The 16,984-nt window shown below is 74.2% G+C and carries 16 protein-coding genes and 1 tRNA gene; 12 read left to right on the forward strand and 5 right to left on the reverse strand.

Annotated features, from left to right (window positions below):
- The first annotated feature begins 220 nt into the window (after positions 1-220).
- Positions 221-1,165 (forward strand): 4-(cytidine 5'-diphospho)-2-C-methyl-D-erythritol kinase, encoded by a 945-nt coding sequence (locus NT8_RS07575; RefSeq protein ID WP_067965703.1) that lies wholly within the window; start codon positions 221-223, stop codon positions 1,163-1,165.
- Between the two features lie 7 nt (positions 1,166-1,172).
- On the opposite strand, the gene soxR is transcribed toward NT8_RS07575, so the two are convergent.
- Positions 1,173-1,634 carry a redox-sensitive transcriptional activator SoxR gene (gene soxR / locus NT8_RS07580; RefSeq protein WP_067965704.1) on the reverse strand — a complete coding sequence of 154 codons (462 nt, stop codon included), beginning with the start codon at positions 1,632-1,634 and terminating at the stop codon, positions 1,173-1,175.
- Between the two features lie 77 nt (positions 1,635-1,711).
- Here soxR and NT8_RS07585 point away from each other — a divergent pair, with 77 nt between their 5' ends.
- From NT8_RS07585 to NT8_RS07595, 3 genes are all read left to right on the forward strand, one after another.
- On the forward strand, positions 1,712-2,404 hold the full coding sequence (locus tag NT8_RS07585; protein WP_067965706.1) for a thiamine pyrophosphate-dependent enzyme: 693 nt from the start codon (positions 1,712-1,714) through the stop codon (positions 2,402-2,404).
- Positions 2,405-2,456: 52 nt separating this feature from the next.
- Positions 2,457-3,356: a transketolase family protein gene (locus NT8_RS07590; RefSeq protein ID WP_067965744.1), complete on the forward strand. Its 900-nt coding sequence runs from the start codon at positions 2,457-2,459 to the stop codon at positions 3,354-3,356.
- 104 nt (positions 3,357-3,460) lie between these two features.
- Entirely contained in the window at positions 3,461-5,245 is a 1,785-nt protein-coding gene (locus NT8_RS07595) for an ABC-F family ATP-binding cassette domain-containing protein (RefSeq protein WP_067965708.1), read from the forward strand.
- Positions 5,246-5,290: 45 nt separating this feature from the next.
- Here the strand turns inward: NT8_RS07595 and NT8_RS07600 are convergent, their stop codons facing one another.
- The 4 genes from NT8_RS07600 to NT8_RS07615 form a co-directional block, all read right to left on the reverse strand.
- Entirely contained in the window at positions 5,291-6,226 is a 936-nt protein-coding gene (locus NT8_RS07600; RefSeq protein ID WP_067965710.1) for a GDSL-type esterase/lipase family protein, read from the reverse strand.
- Between the two features lie 121 nt (positions 6,227-6,347).
- Positions 6,348-6,836 (reverse strand): MarR family winged helix-turn-helix transcriptional regulator, encoded by a 489-nt coding sequence (locus tag NT8_RS07605; RefSeq protein WP_067965712.1) that lies wholly within the window; start codon positions 6,834-6,836, stop codon positions 6,348-6,350.
- A 79-nt stretch (positions 6,837-6,915) separates the two neighbouring features.
- Positions 6,916-7,575: a TetR/AcrR family transcriptional regulator gene (locus tag NT8_RS07610; RefSeq protein WP_067965746.1), complete on the reverse strand. Its 660-nt coding sequence runs from the start codon at positions 7,573-7,575 to the stop codon at positions 6,916-6,918.
- Between the two features lie 20 nt (positions 7,576-7,595).
- Positions 7,596-8,555 (reverse strand): acyl-CoA desaturase, encoded by a 960-nt coding sequence (locus NT8_RS07615; RefSeq protein WP_067965714.1) that lies wholly within the window; start codon positions 8,553-8,555, stop codon positions 7,596-7,598.
- A 383-nt stretch (positions 8,556-8,938) separates the two neighbouring features.
- Here NT8_RS07615 and NT8_RS07620 point away from each other — a divergent pair.
- The 8 genes from NT8_RS07620 (at position 8,939) to cysD (ending at position 16,925) form a co-directional block, all read left to right on the forward strand.
- A tRNA-Gln gene (locus NT8_RS07620) sits at positions 8,939-9,010 on the forward strand.
- 316 nt (positions 9,011-9,326) lie between these two features.
- A complete protein-coding gene (gene glmU / locus NT8_RS07625; RefSeq protein WP_067965716.1) occupies positions 9,327-10,787 on the forward strand; it encodes a bifunctional UDP-N-acetylglucosamine diphosphorylase/glucosamine-1-phosphate N-acetyltransferase GlmU in 1,461 nt (486 codons plus the stop codon).
- A 25-nt stretch (positions 10,788-10,812) separates the two neighbouring features.
- On the forward strand, positions 10,813-11,784 hold the full coding sequence (locus tag NT8_RS07630) for a ribose-phosphate diphosphokinase (RefSeq protein ID WP_067965718.1): 972 nt from the start codon (positions 10,813-10,815) through the stop codon (positions 11,782-11,784).
- 277 nt (positions 11,785-12,061) lie between these two features.
- On the forward strand, positions 12,062-12,685 hold the full coding sequence (locus tag NT8_RS07635; protein WP_067965720.1) for a 50S ribosomal protein L25/general stress protein Ctc: 624 nt from the start codon (positions 12,062-12,064) through the stop codon (positions 12,683-12,685).
- 128 nt (positions 12,686-12,813) lie between these two features.
- Positions 12,814-13,401: an aminoacyl-tRNA hydrolase gene (gene pth, locus NT8_RS07640; RefSeq protein ID WP_067965722.1), complete on the forward strand. Its 588-nt coding sequence runs from the start codon at positions 12,814-12,816 to the stop codon at positions 13,399-13,401.
- Between the two features lie 273 nt (positions 13,402-13,674).
- Positions 13,675-15,150: a sugar transferase gene (locus tag NT8_RS07645; protein WP_067965724.1), complete on the forward strand. Its 1,476-nt coding sequence runs from the start codon at positions 13,675-13,677 to the stop codon at positions 15,148-15,150.
- Positions 15,151-15,155: 5 nt separating this feature from the next.
- Positions 15,156-15,947: a 3'(2'),5'-bisphosphate nucleotidase CysQ gene (locus tag NT8_RS07650; protein WP_067965727.1), complete on the forward strand. Its 792-nt coding sequence runs from the start codon at positions 15,156-15,158 to the stop codon at positions 15,945-15,947.
- Between the two features lie 45 nt (positions 15,948-15,992).
- The gene (cysD, locus tag NT8_RS07655; RefSeq protein WP_067965728.1) at positions 15,993-16,925 is read left to right on the forward strand and encodes a sulfate adenylyltransferase subunit CysD; all 933 of its coding nucleotides are present in this window, start codon (positions 15,993-15,995) and stop codon (positions 16,923-16,925) included.
- Positions 16,926-16,984 lie beyond the last annotated feature (59 nt).

The following is a 16,984-nucleotide window of genomic DNA, read 5'->3' on the forward strand; positions in this document are numbered from 1 at the left end:
TATCCACACTCCGCCTGGCCCCCAAGGTAGCGGGGTTTGCGTCCTGATACCCACCCGCGCAGGCCACGGCGCCCCGGTCGGGCGGCGGAGGGCGTACGGGAAAGGGCGAGATCGTGACCGGAACGGTCCCCATCATGGGTGAAACGCGTGGACCGCACAAGCGTCCCGCTGCGGGGAGGTGGGTTCACGGGGGTGGGGGTTCCTTTACGATCTAGGACTCGTGACCGCTACTACCGCCGTGACCGTTCGGGTACCCGCGAAGGTGAACCTCAAGCTGGCGGTGGGGCCGGCGCGCGAAGATGGATACCACGATCTGGTCAACGTGTTCCACGCTGTTGCGCTGTTCGATGAGGTTACCGTTCGGGAGCCGCGCACGCGCGCACCGAGGGGTGCCGTCCGCCTCACCGTCGACGGCGACCTCGACTCCCACACCGCCCGCGTCCCCCTCGACGGCACCAACCTGGCGGCCCGGGCCGCCCGTCTCGTGGCACGTGAGGCCGGGTGCGACGACCCGATCGAGCTGCACCTGCGCAAGCGCATCCCCGTCGCCGGGGGCATGGCGGGCGGCAGCGCCGACGCCGCCGGGGCCCTTGTGGCGTGCGACACATACTTCGGGGCCGGGCTGCCGCCGGAGCGGCTGCGCGCCCTCGCCGCCGACCTCGGCAGCGACGTCGCCTTCCCGCTCGTCGGCGGCACCGCCGTGGGCACCGGGCGCGGCGAGGTCCTCGCCCCGGTCGACAGCCCCGGGCGCTACCACTGGGTGTTCGCCCTGGCCGAGGGCGGCCTGTCCACCGCCGACGTCTTCGCCGAGTACGACCGGCTGCGGCCCGACGCGCCCCCGCCCGCCGACGACCCCGGGCTGCGCGCCGCCCTGGCCGCCGGCGACCCGGTGCGGGTGGGCGCCGCCCTCGCCAACGACCTGGAGCCCGCCGCGCTGTCCCTGCGGCCCGCCCTCGCCGGGGTGCTGGCGGCCGGCCGCGCGGCGGGCGCCCTGGGCGCCGTCGTCTCGGGGTCGGGTCCGACGTGCGCGTTCCTCGCCGCCTCCGCCGACGCGGCCGCCGGGGTCGCCGCCGCGCTCGACGCGTCGGGCCGCTGCGCGCGCACCGTCGTCGCGCACGGCGACGTCGAGGGGGCGCGGGTGGTGGCCCCGGCGGCCGGGGGCTGACGCCCGGTCAGACCCCGCCCTCGCGGGCGGGCTTGAGCAGCGGGGCGCCGGGCCCCTGCGCGGCGAGGACGTCATCGTGGTTCTGCAGCGTGCACGACTTCAGCGACAGGCACCCGCACCCGATGCACTCGCTGAGCCGGTCGCGGAGCCGCTGGAGCGCGTCGATGCGGGTGTCCAGCTCGGTCCGCCACTGCTCGGACAGCCGCGCCCAGTCGGCGGCGGTGGGGGTGCGGCCGTCCGGCAGCGTGGCCAGCGCGCCGTGGATCTGGGTGAGGGTCAGCCCCACCCGCTGCGCGGCCGAGATGAACGCGAGCCGGCGCAGCGTGTTGCGGTGGTAGCGGCGCTGGTTGCCCGAGGTGCGCTCCGCGGTGATCAGCCCGCGCTCCTCGTAGAAGCGGAGCGTGGTGGGCGGGACGCCGCTGCGCTCGGCGAGCTGCCCGATGGTGAGGCGGACCGGTAGGTGGGGCACGGTGCTCCTCCCGGGTTCGAGCGGGGTCCGCGCCCCGCGCTTGACCTCTAGTTAACTCGAAGTCCCAGACTGTCCGCATGTCCACGACGACCTTCTCCCGCTACGCGGATCTGCCGGCCCTCATCGGCCTCATGACCGGCGACGAGAAGCACCAGGCCGCGGCCGAGTCGACGCTCGATGTGCTGTGGGTGCTCTACGACCGCGTCCTCGCCGTGACCCCGGAGACCGCCGACCACCCCGACCGCGACCGGTTCCTGCTGTCCAAGGGCCACGGGCCCGCCGCCTTCTACGCGGTCCTCGCCGCCAAGGGCTTCATCGACGTCCGCGCGCTCCGCTCCTGGGCGGAGTTCGACTCCCCGCTGGGCCACCACCCCGACCGCACCCTCGTCCCCGGCGCCGAGATCGGCAGCGGGTCGCTCGGCCACGGCCTGGGGCTCGGCGTGGGCACCGCCCTCGCCCTGCGCGCCCAGGGCCGGACCCGGACCCGCGTGGTCGTCCTGGTCGGCGACGCCGAACTCGACGAGGGCAGCAACCACGAGGCGATCCAGCTCGCCGGCCGGCTCGGCCTGGAGTCGCTGACCGCCGTCGCCATCGACAACCGCTCCGCCACGCACGGCTGGCCGGGCGGCATCGGCGAGCGGTTCGCCCGCGAGGGCTGGGCCGCCCGCTCCGTCGGCGGCCGCGACCACACCGCCCTGTACGACGCCTTCACGCTCCCGCACAGCGGCCGCCCGCTGGCCGTCGTCGCCCGCGTCAACCCGAAGGGATAGCCCGCCCATGACCACCGCGGCACCCGAACTCCCGGACGTCACCGCCCAGCCGATGCGCGACACCTTCGTCGCCGCCGCCACCGCGGCCCTGGACGCCGACCCGCGCACGGCCCTGGTCCTCGCCGACATCTCCGCCGACCGGTTCGCCGAGGCGGCGGCCCGCCACCCCGACCGGGTGGTCAACGTCGGCATCCGCGAGCAGCTGCTGATCGGGGTGGCCGGCGGGATGGCCCTCGCCGGGATGCGCCCCATCGCGCACACCTTCGCCCCGTTCCTCGTGGAGCGCCCCTTCGAGCAGGTCAAGCTCGACCTCGGCCACCAGGAGGCCGGGGCGGTCCTGGTCTCCTCCGGCGGCTCCTACGACTACCCCGGGTACGGCCGCACGCACATGGCCCCCGGCGACGTGGCCCTGCTCGACACCCTGCCCGGGTGGACGGTGCACGTCCCCGGGCACGCCGCCGAGGTGGCGCCGCTGCTGGCCGACGCCCTCCGCGGCGACGGGCGCGTCTACCTGCGGCTGTCCGAACGCGGCAACGCCGCCGCCCGCCCGGTCGGTGACGGCCTGGTGACCGTGCGCGCGGGGTCCGGGCGCTCCAGCGGGGTCGTCGTCGCCGTGGGGCCGATGCTGGACCGCGTCCTCGCCGCCACCGCCGGGCTGGACGTCACCGTGGCCTACGCCGCCACCGTGCGCCCCTTCGACCGCGCCGGGCTCGGCCGGCTGGTGGCCGCCGCCGGGCAGGCCGACGTGCTCATGGTGGAGCCCTACCTGGCCGGGACGTCGGCGCACGAGGTCGCCGCCGCGCTGAGCGACCGCCGGCACCGGCAGATGTCCCTGGGCGTCACCCGCGACATCGAGGTGCGCGGCTACGGGACCCCGGCCGACCACGACCGCGCCCACGGGATCGACACGGCGGGCATCGCCGCGGCCGCCCGCGACTTCCTCCTCGCCTGATACCGCCCGCCCGCTCCGCCGGGGGCGGGGGACGTCCGGCCCCGGCGGAGCGGGCGGGCGGCGTGGTCGGGGCGGTCCGGCCGGGCCGCCACAATGGAAGCACGATGAATCTGCTCAACCTTCAGGACGTGTCCCTGGCCTACGGGCCGCTCGTGCTGCTCGACGGGGTCTCCCTGGGCGTCGAGGAGGGCGACCGGATCGGCGTCGTCGGCCGCAACGGCGGCGGCAAGTCCACGCTGGTGTCGGTCGTCGCCGGGCTGACCGAGCCCGACTCCGGCCGCGTGGTGCACAACCGCGGCCTGCGCGTCGGCCACCTGCACCAGCGCGACCACCGGCCGGGCGGCACCGTGGGCGCGTTCGTGCTGGGCGACCGGCCCGAGCACGAGTGGGCGGGCGACGCCCGCGCCCGCGACGTGCTGCGCGGCCTCCTCGGCGGGTGGGACCTCGGCACGCCGATGGCCGCCCTGTCCGGCGGCGAGCGCCGGCGGGCCGCCCTCGCCCGGCTGCTGGTCGACACCCACGACCTGCTGCTGCTGGACGAGCCCACCAACCACCTCGACATCGAGGGCATCGCCTGGCTGGCCGAGCACGTGCGCGGCCGCCGCGAGGCCCTGGTGGTCGTCACCCACGACCGGTGGTTCCTGGACGCCGTCACCACCCGCACATGGGAGGTCGTCGACGGCCGCGTCGAGCGCTACGAGGGCGGCTACGCCGCCTACGTGCTGGCCAAGGCCGAGCGCCAGCGCCTGGCCGCGGCGGCCGAGGAGCGCCGGCAGAACCTCATGCGCAAGGAGCTGGCCTGGCTGCGCCGCGGCCCGCCCGCCCGGACCTCCAAGCCGCGGTTCCGCATCGACGCCGCCAACGCGCTCATCGCCGACGAGCCGCCGCCGCGCGACACCGTCGAACTGGTGCGCTTCGCCAGCTCCCGCCTCGGCAAGACCGTCATCGATGTGCACGGCCTCCGGCTGACCGGCGGCGACACCGTGCTGCTCGACGGCGTTGACTGGCAGCTCGGCCCCGGCGACCGGGTGGGCCTGGTCGGGGTCAACGGCTCCGGCAAGACCTCCCTGCTGCGGGCGCTGGCGGGCGAGCGCGCCCCCGACGGCGGGACGGTCCGGCGCGGCCGCACCGTCCGGCTGGCCCACCTCTCGCAGAACCTGGACGAGCTGGCCGCCGACCGCCGCCCGCTGGAGGTGGTCGAGGAGGTCCGCACGCACATCTCCATCGGCGGCAAGGAGTTCTCCGCCAGCCAGATGCTGGAGCGCTTCGGCTTCCGCGGCGAGCGGCAGTGGACCCCCATCGGCGACCTCTCCGGCGGCGAGCGGCGGCGGCTCCAGCTGCTCCGGCTGCTCATGGACGAGCCGAACGTGCTGCTGCTGGACGAGCCCACCAACGACCTCGACATCGAGACGCTGACCGAGCTGGAGGACCTGCTCGACGGCTGGCCGGGGTCGCTGGTGCTGGTCAGCCACGACCGCTACTTCCTGGAGCGCGTCACCGACCGGGTGCTCGCCCTCCTGGGCGACGGCGGGGTGAAGTTCCTGCCGGGCGGGGTCGACGAGTACCTGGCCCGGCGCGCCGCCGCCGGCGGCGGCGCGCCGGCGGCGGTCCCGGGCACGGCGCCGGCCGACGCCGCCCCGGCCGAGGCGGCGCCCCCGGCGGGGCTGTCGGCGGCCGAGCGGCGGGCGGCGCAGAAGGAGATGCAGCGCGCCGAGCGGCGCATGGACCGGATCGGCGCCCGCGAGGCCGAACTGCACGCGGCGATGGCCGCCGCCGCCGACGACTACACCCGGCTGGCCGACCTCGACGCGGAGCTGAAGACCCTCCAGGCCGAGAAGGCCGAGCTGGAGGAGGTCTGGCTGACCGAGGCCGAGCGCCTCGGCGGCTGAGCCGGCGGCCGCGCCGCCGCCCCGGCCGCGGGGCGGGCGGCGCGGTCAGCCGGCGTCGACGGTCTCCCGGAACACCCGCGCGATCTCGCGCGCCCCGGCCTCGTTGGTGTGGATGTCGGGGCCCAGGGCGGTGTCGCACATGTAGGTGTAGTCGCAGATCCGCTGCACGTTGGCGGGCATGCCCGTGACGCTGTCCTCGGGCACGGCGGTGTCGGCGGAGTCGAACGCGGCGGCCACGTCGGCCACCTCGATGTCCTCGGCGGTGTAGGCGTCCACCAGGGTGCCGTTGGCCCGCTCCAGGACCTCCGTGGAGTAGGCGGCCAGGTCCCGGTTGGAGGGCTCGTCGGCCTCGGGGCCGTCGGCGCCGCCGGAGATCTGCTCGTTGACGTCCTCGACCAGCAGCGCCGCGAGGAACGGGTTGTAGTAGGTCATGCCGACGATCTCGACGTCCGGCCCCGCCGCGTCGCGCAGCCGCTCGGCGATGCGCGGCGCCTCCTCCTCCAGGCGGCGCAGGCCGTCCTCGACGCAGGCGGTGTCGACGTCGGTGTCGACCGTGCCGTCGTCGCGCTGGGCGCAGCCGGTGAAGTTGTTGGCGCCGATGCCGACCGTGACCAGGTCGACCTCGCCGCGGTGGTCGGCCAGGAACGCCTCGGCCGCGCGGAGCTGCGAGCCCTCGGCGTAGGCGCAGTCGGGCAGGCCGCCCTCGGTGAAGGTGGTGGTGTCCTCGCCGGAGCAGCCCATGCGCTCGTGGCGCAGCCCGGAGTCGGTGCCGTAGAGGTCGCGGTAGAGGACGTCGGTGTAGCCCTCGGAGGTCTCGACGGGGCCCTCGTCGCCCGGCTGGACGCCCACGGCCAGCGAGTCGCCCAGGGAGACGTAGTAGTGCTCGCCCGCCGCCTCCTCCCCACCGCCGCCGGGCGAGCAGCCGACCGCGGCGGCGGCGACGGCGGTGGCGGCGAGGGCGGCGGTCCAGCGGAGTTTCACGGGGTGCGACCTTCCATCGGGGCGGGGAACGTGCCGGGCGCCCCCTACCCGGTGCGGACCGCGGATCACACCCCCGCGGCGGGGCGGGTGGCGGGCGCGGGCCGCGGCGCGGCCGGCGGGGTCACTCGTCCAGGGGCGACAGGACGGCGCGGAGCAGGCCGGCGAGCGTGTCCCGGTCGGCGCGGGACACCCCGCCCAGCAGGGACTCCTCGTAGCTGAGCAGTGCGGCGAGCGCGGCGTCGACGCGCTCGCGGCCCTCGGGGGAGAGCCGGACCAGGACGCCCCGCTTGTCGGCGGGGTCGGGGCGGCGGCCGACCAGCCCGGCGGCGGCCAGGCGGTCGATGCGGTTGGTCATGGTGCCGGAGGTGACCAGGGTGGCCCGGAGCAGCCGCCCGGGGCTGAGCTCGTAGGGCGGGCCGGAGCGGCGGAGTTCGGCGAGCACGTCGAACTCCCACGGCTCCAGGGCGTGGTCGGTGAAGACCGTGCGCCGGGCGCGGTCCAGGTGCCGGGCCAGCCGGGAGACCCGGCTGAGCACCTGCAGGGGCTCGACGTCGAGGTCCGGGCGCTCGCTCCGCCACGCCTCGACCAGTCCGTCCACCTCGTCGCGCATGCCGACAGCTTATCTCTCGATATCAAGACAGTGGCCCCGCGGTCGTCCGCGGGGCCACTGTGGTCGTCGTCCGGGCCGGCTACTCGACCCGCCGCATCCGCGCCACGGTGTCGAGCCGGGGCCGCCCTTCGAGGTTGGACAGGCCGTTCCAGGCGAGGTTCACCAGGTGCGCCGCCACGACCTCGCGCTTGGGCTTGCGCACCTCCAGCCACCACTGGCCGGTCAGCGCGACCATGCCCACCAGCGACTGGGCGTAGAGCGGGGCGAGCCCGGGGTCGTACCCCCGCTCCAGGAACTCCTCGGCCAGGATGTGCTCGACCTGGGTCGCGATGTCGCTGATCAGGCTGGCGAAGCTGCCGGTGCCGGAGGCGGCGTGGGAGTCGCGGGCCAGGATGCGGAACCCCTGGCTGTGCTCCTCGACGTACTCCAGCAGCGCCATGGCGGCGTTCTCCAGCTTGCCCCGGGCGTGGTCGGCGGTGAGGGAGTCGCCGACCATGGCGAGCAACTGCTGCATCTCGCGGTCGACGACGACGGCGTAGATGCCCTCCTTGCCGCCGAAGTGCTCGTAGACGACGGGCTTGGACACGCCGGCCCGGGCCGCGATCTCCTCGATCGAGGTCCCGTCGAAGCCGCGTTCGGCGAACAGCTCACGCCCGATGCCGAGCAGCTGCTCCCGGCGCTCCCGGCCGGTCATGCGTTTTCTGCGCGACCGGCTCTTCGGCTCGCTCACGGCTCCCATGGTGGCCACCCACTCCGGATCTAGGGGCTGACGCGCTTCGCGGCGAGGCGCTCGGCGTTGGGCCAGCGCACCTTGCTCGCCCAGCCCATCTTCTCGAACATCCAGATGACCCGGGCGGAGATGTCCACCTGGCCCTTGAGCACACCGTGCCGGGCGCACGTCGGGTCGGCGTGGTGGAGATTGTGCCAGGACTCGCCGAAGGACGGGATGGCCAGCCACCACACGTTGCGCGAGCGGTCGCGGACCTCGAAGTTCTCCTCGCCGATGGTGTGGCAGATGGAGTTGATCGACCAGGTGACGTGGTGCAGCAGCGCGACGCGGACCAGGCCGCCCCAGAAGAAGGCGGTGAGGGCGCCCCACCACGACATGGTGACCAGGCCGCCGATGAGCGCCGGGCCGAAGAGGCTGAACGCGACGATCGGCACGAACCACTTGTCGACGCGGACGATGTCCTTGTCCTTCAGCAGGTCGGGCGCGAAGCGCTTCGGCGAGGTCTTCTCCTCGTCGAGGTAGAGCCAGGCCATGTGGGCGTAGTAGAGGCCCTTGGCGACCGAGCGCCAGTCGTCGCCGAAGCGCCAGGGGGAGTGCGGGTCGCCCTCGGCGTCGGCGTACTTGTGGTGGCGCCGGTGGTCGGCCACCCACTTCACGACGCTGCCCTGGATGGCCAGGCTGCCCGCCACGCCCAGCGCGATGCGCAGGGGGCGGTTGGCCTTGAAGGAGCCGTGCGTGAAGTAGCGGTGGTAGCCGACGGTGATGCCGAGCCCGCTGACGAGGTAGAAGACCGCGGCGATGAGGACGTCGGTGAGGGTCAGCCCCCAGCCCCAGGCGAAGGGCACCGCGGCGGCGAGTGCCAGGAGCGGAACGAAGACGAAGGCGAACACGGTGTAGCGCTCGGCCCGGCCCCGGCCCGCGGGGTCCAGTTCCGGCTCGGGGGCGCGTCGGGTCGCGATGTCCGGCTGGACCTCGGGTGCTGCGGTCATGATCCCACCTACCTCTGGACGGCCGTGCGGAGCGCGGGGGCGCGGACGTGGAGCACCGCCGCCACCCGACCGCCCGGCGGTCGTCGTAACTTATACCTACGTAACCGTAACCTACGTTGCCGTAGGTTTGATACCCCCGAGGCGCGCGGAAAACCGCGGGGCGGTGTGCGCTGGGTCGCAGGGGGGTGGGGCGGCGGGCCGCGGATGGCCGGCGTGCGGCGCCGGGAGTGGGGGCCGGCCGGGAGCGGTGCGGCGGCGGGCGCGGGCCGGCGGGCGGGCGCAACGAGGATGCCGTCCGGACGGGAAGCGGCTATCGTTGCCTGCGACGGGACACGGCGGAGGCCGACCCGGCCCCGGCCGGGCGCCGCACCGCGTGGTCTCCTTCCCGGGTGATGTAATCGGCAGCATCGCGGACTTTGACTCCGTTTGTCCAGGTTCGAACCCTGGCCCGGGAGCCCTCCTCCCCGGCGCGCGGCCGCCCGCGCCGCACCCCCGGTGGCGACGAGGCTCACACCCCGCCCCGCTCACGCGGCGCCACCGGCCCCGCGTCCCGCCCGCCGCCCCCCGCCGCCGCGACCGCCCCCGAGCGCGGCGAACGGCGCATGTATCCTTCCCATGTCGGCCCGGCGCACGGGTGTTCCCCCTGCCCCTCGGCGCCGTCAGCCTCGCCGACACGTCTCGTCGAACCCCGCGGGCGGGCGCGTCCACCGCGCCGCCGCGCTCCGACGCCGACGACCGTTCATCCGCCAGCGACATGAGGAGTCTCCGCCAGTGAGCGTGAGCCGCCCGGCTGCCGTCATCGTCCTCGCGGCGGGCGAGGGCACCCGAATGAAGTCCCGGCTGCCGAAGGTCCTGCACGAGATCTGCGGCCGCAGCATGCTCGGCCACGTGCTGGCCGCCGCCGGGGAGACCGACCCCGAGCGCACGGTCGTCGTGGTCGGCCACGGCCGGGACCAGGTCGTGCGCCACCTCGCCGACACCGCGCCCGAGGTCGCCACCGCCGTGCAGGAGACCCAGAACGGCACCGGCCACGCCGTGCGCATGGCCGTCGAGGCGCTGCACGCCCAGGGTGTGCGGCTCTCCGGCACCGTGGTGCTCGCCTACGGCGACACCCCGCTGCTGCGCGGCCGCACCCTCGCCGACCTGGTCGCCGCGCACGAGGCCGCCGGCAGCGCCGTCACCGTCCTCTCGGCGCGCGTGCCCGACCCCGCCGGCTACGGCCGCGTCGTCCGCGACGCCTCCGGCGCCTTCACCGGCATCGTGGAGCACGCCGACGCCACCGAGGAGCAGCGCGCGGTCGACGAGATCAACAGCGGCATGTACGCCTTCGACGGCGCGCTGCTGGCCGACGTCGTCACCCGGCTGTCCACCGACAACGCCAAGGGCGAGGAGTACATCACCGACGCCGTGGCGATCCTGCGCGGCGACGGCCACCGGGTCGACGCCGCCCCCGCCGCCGACTGGGTCGAGATCCAGGGCGTCAACGACCGGGTGCAGCTCGCCGAGGCCCGCCGGCTGCTCAACGACCGCCTCCTCACCGAGCTGATGCGCTCCGGCGTCACCGTGGTCGACCCCGCCACCACCTGGGTCGACGCCGGGGTGCGCGTCGGCCGCGACGCCGTCCTCGAACCGCAGACCCAGCTGCGCGGCACCACCGCCATCGGCGAGGGCGCCCGCGTCGGCCCCGGCGCGCTGCTCACCGACACCGCCGTGGGCGACGACGCCGTGGTCCGCCACGTGGTCGCCGAGGGCGCCGACATCGGCGCCGAGACCACCGTCGGCCCCTACGCCTACCTGCGGCCCGGCAGCGTGATCCGCCCCGGCGCCAAGATCGGCACGTTCGTCGAGGTGAAGAACTCCACCGTCGGCGAGGGGTCCAAGGTGCCCCACCTCACCTACGTCGGCGACGCCGACATCGGCGTGGGCGTGAACATCGGAGCGTCGTCGGTGTTCGTCAACTACGACGGTGTCACCAAGAACCGCACGACCATCGGGGACCACGCGCGCACCGGCAGCGACAACATGTTCGTCGCGCCCGTGCACGTGGGGGACGGCGCCTACACCGGCGCCGGGACCGTGGTCCGTGAAGACGTCCCGCCCGGCGCGCTGGCGGTCTCCTCCGGGAGCCAGCGCACCATCGAGGGCTGGGTCGAGCGTAAGCGCCCGGGCACCGCGGCGGCCGAGGCCGCGCAGCGTGCCGCCAAGGGCGAAGAGCGTCGCCGAGGCGAGTGAATCCGTGTCTGTGGGGGATCTGAAAGTGACCGGCATGAAGGCCGCAGGTCAGAAGAAGCTCATGCTGTTCTCGGGGCGCACCCACCCCGAGCTGGCGGAGCAGGTGGCCGAACAGCTCGGCATCGACGTCGCGCCGACGAGGTTCCAGGACTTCGCCAACGGCGAGATCTTCGTGCGGTACCTGGAGTCGGTGCGCGGGTGCGACGCGTTCGTGCTGCAGTGCCACTCCGACCCGATCAACGAGTCCATCATGGAGCAGCTCATCATGGTCGACGCGCTCAAGCGCGCCTCGGCCAAGCGCATCACCGTGGTGACGCCGTTCCTGGGCTACGCGCGCCAGGACAAGAAGCACCGGGGCCGCGAGCCCATCTCGGCCCGGCTGATGACCGACCTGTTCGGCACCGCGGGCGCCAACCGGCTCATGGCCGTCGACCTGCACACCGACCAGATCCAGGGCTTCTTCGACGGCCCGGTCGACCACCTGTTCGCGCTGCCGCTGCTGGCCGACTACGTGCGTTCGCGCGTGGCCGCCGCCGACTCCACCGTGGTGTCGCCGGACGCCGGCCGGGTGCGCACCGCCGACCGCTGGGCCGACCGCCTGGGGTCGCCGCTGGCGATCATCCACAAGCGGCGCGACCCCGACGTCGCCAACGAGGTCAAGGTGCACGAGGTCGTCGGCGAGGTCGAGGGCCGGACCTGCATCCTGGTGGACGACATGATCGACACCGCCGGGACCATCGTGAAGGCCGCCGACGCGCTGTTCGAGCAGGGCGCCTCCCAGGTCATCGCCGCGGCCACGCACGGCGTGCTGTCCGGGCCGGCCGCCGAGCGCCTGCAGAACTCGCGCATCTCCGAGGTGGTCATCACCAACTCGCTGCCGGTGCCCAAGGAGCGGCAGTTCGAGAAGCTGACCCAGCTCTCCATCGCCCCGCTGCTCGCCCGCGCCATCAGCGAGGTGTTCAGCGACGGCTCGGTCACCAGCCTGTTCGAGAACTGACCGCCGGGTACCGGGCGGCGCCGCCCGGTACCCGGGGCCGGGCGTGTTCGGAGTCGTCGGCGGAACCAGTAGACTTGATCGGGTGTCCCCGTGTTCGCGGGTTCCCGAGCCGCCGTCGCCCCCTGCGGGACCGGCGTAGCGGCCCGGCCCGACGCGGTCGTGTCCTCCCAGCTCGACGTGGGGACGCCCCACCCGAGAGCTTTCCCGTCATGGCGGGAGTCGTTCCAGACAAGTCGTGTTCCCCGTCCATGCGGGGTCGATCCCGAGGAGTTTTGTCGTGTCCGAGGTACGCATCGCTGCCGAGCCGCGCACGGAATTCGGCAAGGGCGCCGCGCGTCGCGCCCGCCGCGCGGGTAAGGTGCCGGCCGTCCTCTACGGCCACGGCACCGAGCCTCGCCACATCACCCTGCCCGGCCACGAACTCATGCTCGCCCTGAAGACCCCCAACGTGCTGCTGCGGGTCGACGGCATCGAGGGCACCGACAACCTGGTGCTGCCCAAGAGCGTCCAGCGCGACGCCATCAAGGGCTTCCTGGAGCACGTCGACCTGATCGTCGTGAAGAAGGGCGAGAAGGTCAGCGTCGAGATCCCGGTCAACGTCGAGGGCGACGTCGTCGCCGGCGGTGTGCTCACCCAGGAGCTCGTCGCGGTCGAGGTCGAGGCCGAGGCCACCCACATCCCGCAGGGCGTCACCATCGACGTCGAGGGCATGGAGATCGGTACCAACGCCACCGCGGCCGACCTCAAGCTGCCGTCGGGCACCACGCTGGTCACCGACCCGGAGACCATCGTGCTGACCGTCGCCGCCCCGCAGGCCGAGGAGACCGAGGAGGCCGGCGAGGAGTCCGCCGAGGCCGAGGGCGAGACCCCCGCCGAGGCGTCCGCCGAGGCCGCCGAGTAGCGGTCCCCACGGCGAACCGGACAACGGCGATGATGCGCGGTCTCCTGCGACGCTGGCGGGGAGGCCGCGCGTCCGTGTCCGGGGCCGGTCCCGCCGGCGGCACGGCGACGACGGAGGAGGGCGCGGACATGGCGGCCGACGGCGCGCAGCGCTGGCTGGTGGTCGGGCTGGGCAACCCCGGTCCGACCTACGCGGGCAACCGGCACAACGTCGGGTTCATGGTGGTCGACGCCCTCGCCCAGCGGCAGGGCGAGCGGTTCCGCGCGCACAAGGCGCGCGCCGAGGTCGCCGAGACCCGGATCGGCGCCGTCCCCGCGGTCCTCGCCAAGCCCCGCTCCTACATGAACCTCTCCGGCGGCCCGGTGTCCGGACTCGCCGCGTTCTACAAGATCCCCCTCACGCACATCCTCGTCGTCCACGACGAGCTGGACATCCCGTTCGGCGCGCTGCGGCTCAAGCGCGGCGGCGGCGCCGGGGGGCACAACGGGCTGCGGTCGCTGACCGCGTCGCTGTCCGGGCCCGACTACACGCGGGTCCGCGTCGGGGTGGGCCGCCCGCCCGGCCGCATGGACGCCGCCGCGTTCGTGCTCAAGGACTTCTCCTCGGTCGAGCGCCGCGACCTCGGCGTGCTGGTCGAGCGCGCCGCCGACGCCGTCGAGACCGTCCTCGCCGACGGCCTGGACCGCGCGCAGAACGTCTTCCACACCGCGCAGTAGGCGCCCGCGCCGCCGATCCGGCGGCGCCCCAGGGCCTCCCGCCCGTTTCCGACCCGGCCGTCCGCCGGGTCCTTTTGCCGCCATTTACTTCACGCTGCGCGTTCTTTCAATGTGTTTCAGTTACTGTTGCGACGTCGGGCCGTATTCCGCGCCGATGGCCACCTTTGACCGCAGATGTCCGCACGCCGCCGCGCGCCGTGCGTCCGGCCGCCGTGCGCTTGGACGCCGCGGCCGCGCGCGGATCTCGCACAGGGACGTTGGGGGTAGGCAGGCATGGCCGTCGTGGAGAGGACCGGAGCGGGTCCCGCTGTCCGTCGCACCGCCGGAAGCCGGCCGCCGGGGTGGATCGGGTCCTACGCGCGCGGCCTGGTCTTACTCGACGCCGCGGCCGCCGCGATCGCCGGCCCACTCGCCGTGCAGGTGCGGTTCCACCAGTCGGTGGCCACCCCGAGCACGGCGCCCTACCTGGTGCTCTCCCTGTCGCTGCCCCTGGTGTGGGTGCTGGTGGTGGCGGTGGCGGGCGGCTACGCCCGGCGGTTCGCCGGCATCGGCACCGAGGAGTTCCGCCGCGTCCTCAGCGCCGGCGTGGTGCTGACCGCCGCGGTCGCCATCACGGCCTACGCGACCAAGACCGACGTCGCGCGCGGCTACGTGCTCATCGCGCTGCCCACTCTGGTCGGGCTGAGCCTGGTGCTGCGCTACGGCTGGCGCAAGCGGCTGCACCGCCGGCGCCGGACGGGCGAGTGCATGCGGGGCGTGCTGGTCGTGGGCCACCGCGAGGGCGCGCGCGACCTGATCCGGCTGTTCCGCGGCGAGCCCTACCACGGGATGCGCGTCATCGGCGTCTGCCTGCCCCCGGGCGCGCCCACCGCCGGGGAGGGCGCCGACCGGGTCGACGGCTGCCCGGTCCTGGGCGACTTCACGGCCGCCGCTGAGGTCGCCGCCGCGGCCGGCGCCGACACCGTCGCCGTGCTCTCCTGCCCGGAGATGGACGGCGCGGAGCTGCGCCGGCTGGCGTGGCGGCTGGAGAAGTCGGGCACGGACCTCACCGTCGCGCCGGCGCTGATGGACGTGGCCGGGCCGCGCACCACGATCCGCGCGGTGGCCGGGCTGCCGCTGCTGCACGTGGAGCACCCGGAGCTGTCCGGGCTGCGGCGGGTGCTCAAGGGCGGGTTCGACCGGGCGGCCGCCGCGGCGGCGCTCGCGGTGCTGGCCCCGCTGTTCCTCGTCCTCGTCGTGCTGATCCGCGCCTACGACGGCGGGCCGGCGCTCTTCCGGCAGACGCGTGTCGGAAAGGACGGAACCGCCTTCGTGCTGTACAAGTTCCGTACCATGGTGGTCGGGGCGGAGGCGCTCCAGGCGGCGCTGCGGGTCGCGAACGAGCACGACGGCGTGCTGTTCAAGATGCGCCGCGACCCCCGGGTCACCCCGGTCGGCGGGTGGCTGCGCAGGTACTCGCTCGACGAGCTGCCGCAGCTGCTCAACGTCGTCCGGGGCGACATGTCGCTGGTGGGCCCGCGGCCGCCGCTGCCGCAGGAGGTGGCGCGGTACGGCCACGACGTCCGCCGCCGACTGGTGGTGAAACCGGGTATGACCGGGCTGTGGCAGGTCAGCGGGCGCTCGGACCTCTCGTGGGAGGAGTCCGTCCGCCTCGACCTGCGGTACGTGGAAAACTGGTCGCTGACCCTGGACGTCCAGATCCTGTGGAAGACGTGGTCGGCGGTGATCCGTGGAGCGGGAGCATACTGAGGCCGGTGAGCAGCATCCGAAACGATCATGAAGTCGCCCGGGACCTCGCGACCGAGGCGGGGCAGCAGCTGCTCCGCCTGCGGGCGCGCCACGGGTTCGACGAGCCCGAGGTGCTGCGCACCCTCGGCGATCGCACCTCGCACGAGTTCCTGTTCTCCGCGCTGGGCCGGCTGCGGCCGAGCGACGCCGTGCTGTCGGAGGAGGGCGTCGACGACGCGGCGCGGCTGAAGGCGCGCCGCGTGTGGATCATCGACCCCCTCGACGGCACCCGCGAGTTCGCCGAGTCCGGCCGCACCGACTGGGCGGTGCACGTGGCGCTGTGGGAGAACGGCGAGCTGGTGGCCGGCGCGGTCGCGCTGCCCGCCCAGGGCAGCACGCTGTCGACCGTCGACCCGCCGTGGCTGCCCGAGGAGCGCCCGGCCGACCAGCGGCTGCGCATCACCACCAGCCGCACCCGGCCGCCGGACTTCGTGCAGCGGCTGGCCACCCAGCTCGGGGCCGAGGTCGTGCCCATGGGGTCGGCGGGGGCCAAGATCTGCGCGGTGCTGCTGGGGATCGCCGACATCTACGTGCACGCGGGCGGCCAGTTCGAGTGGGACAGCGCCGCCCCGGTCGCGGTGGCGCGGGCCGCCGGGCTGCACGCCTCGCGGGTGGATGGTGCCCGTTTGGTGTACAACGCGCCTGATCCGTCCCTCCCCGATATCCTTGTATGCCGACCGGAATTGTCGGGTATGTTGTTGGCGAGCATCCGTGACGTCACGGATCGGGATGGCGCGGGTCCACACGTCGGCGGCTGAGCGAGTCTCCCGCCGGGGCGCGGCCCACGAGCGTGAGGCGGGTTCATGAGTCAGGCCGATACCTCGGCCCTCGGACGCTACCAGCTCTCCCAGCTGGACTTCCTCGAGGCCGAAGCGATCTTCATCATGCGTGAGGTGGCCGCCGAGTTCGAGCGGCCCGTGCTGCTCTTCTCCGGCGGCAAGGACTCCATCGTCATGCTGCGACTCGCCGAGAAGGCGTTCTGGCCGGGGGCGATCCCGTTCCCGGTCATGCACGTCGACACCGGCCACAACTTCCCCGAGGTGATGGAGTTCCGCGACCGCCGCGTCGCGGAGGCCGGCGTCGAGCTGATCGTCGCCTCCGTACAGGAGCAGATCGACGCCGGCCGGGTCAGCGAGCCCACGGGCCGGTGGGCGAGCCGCAACCGGCTGCAGACCGCCGCCCTGCTGGAGGCCATCGAGGAGCACCGCTTCGACGCGGCGTTCGGCGGCGCGCGCCGCGACGAGGAGAAGGCCCGCGCCAAGGAGCGCGTGTTCTCCTTCCGCGACGAGTTCGGGCAGTGGGACCCCAAGGCCCAGCGGCCCGAGCTGTGGAACCTGTACAACACGCGCACCAACATGGGCGAGCACATCCGCGTCTTCCCGATCTCCAACTGGACCGAGCTCGACGTGTGGGGCTACATCGCCCGCGAGCGGCTGGAGCTGCCCTCCATCTACCACGCCCACCAGCGGCGGGTCTTCGAGCGCGACGGCATCCTGCTCGCCGACAGTCCGTTCATCGCGCGCGGCGACGACGAGCCGCTGTTCGACGCGACCGTGCGCTACCGCACCGTCGGCGACATGACCTGCACCGGGGCCGTCCGCTCCTCGGCCGTCGAGCTGGACGAGATCATGGCCGAGATCGCCGCCACGCGGATCACCGAGCGCGGCGAGACCCGCGCCGACGACCGCACCAGCGAGGCCGCCATGGAGGACCGCAAGCGCGAGGGCTACTTCTAGCCGCGCCGGCGACACCGCCGGCCGGGCGCCCCGGCGCCCGCCGCCCCGGGCGGAACCGG

Origin of the sequence: Nocardiopsis trehalosi NBRC 14201, assembly GCF_001552555.1 — a bacterium.
GTDB classification, from domain to species: domain Bacteria; phylum Actinomycetota; class Actinomycetes; order Streptosporangiales; family Streptosporangiaceae; genus Nocardiopsis_B; species Nocardiopsis_B trehalosi.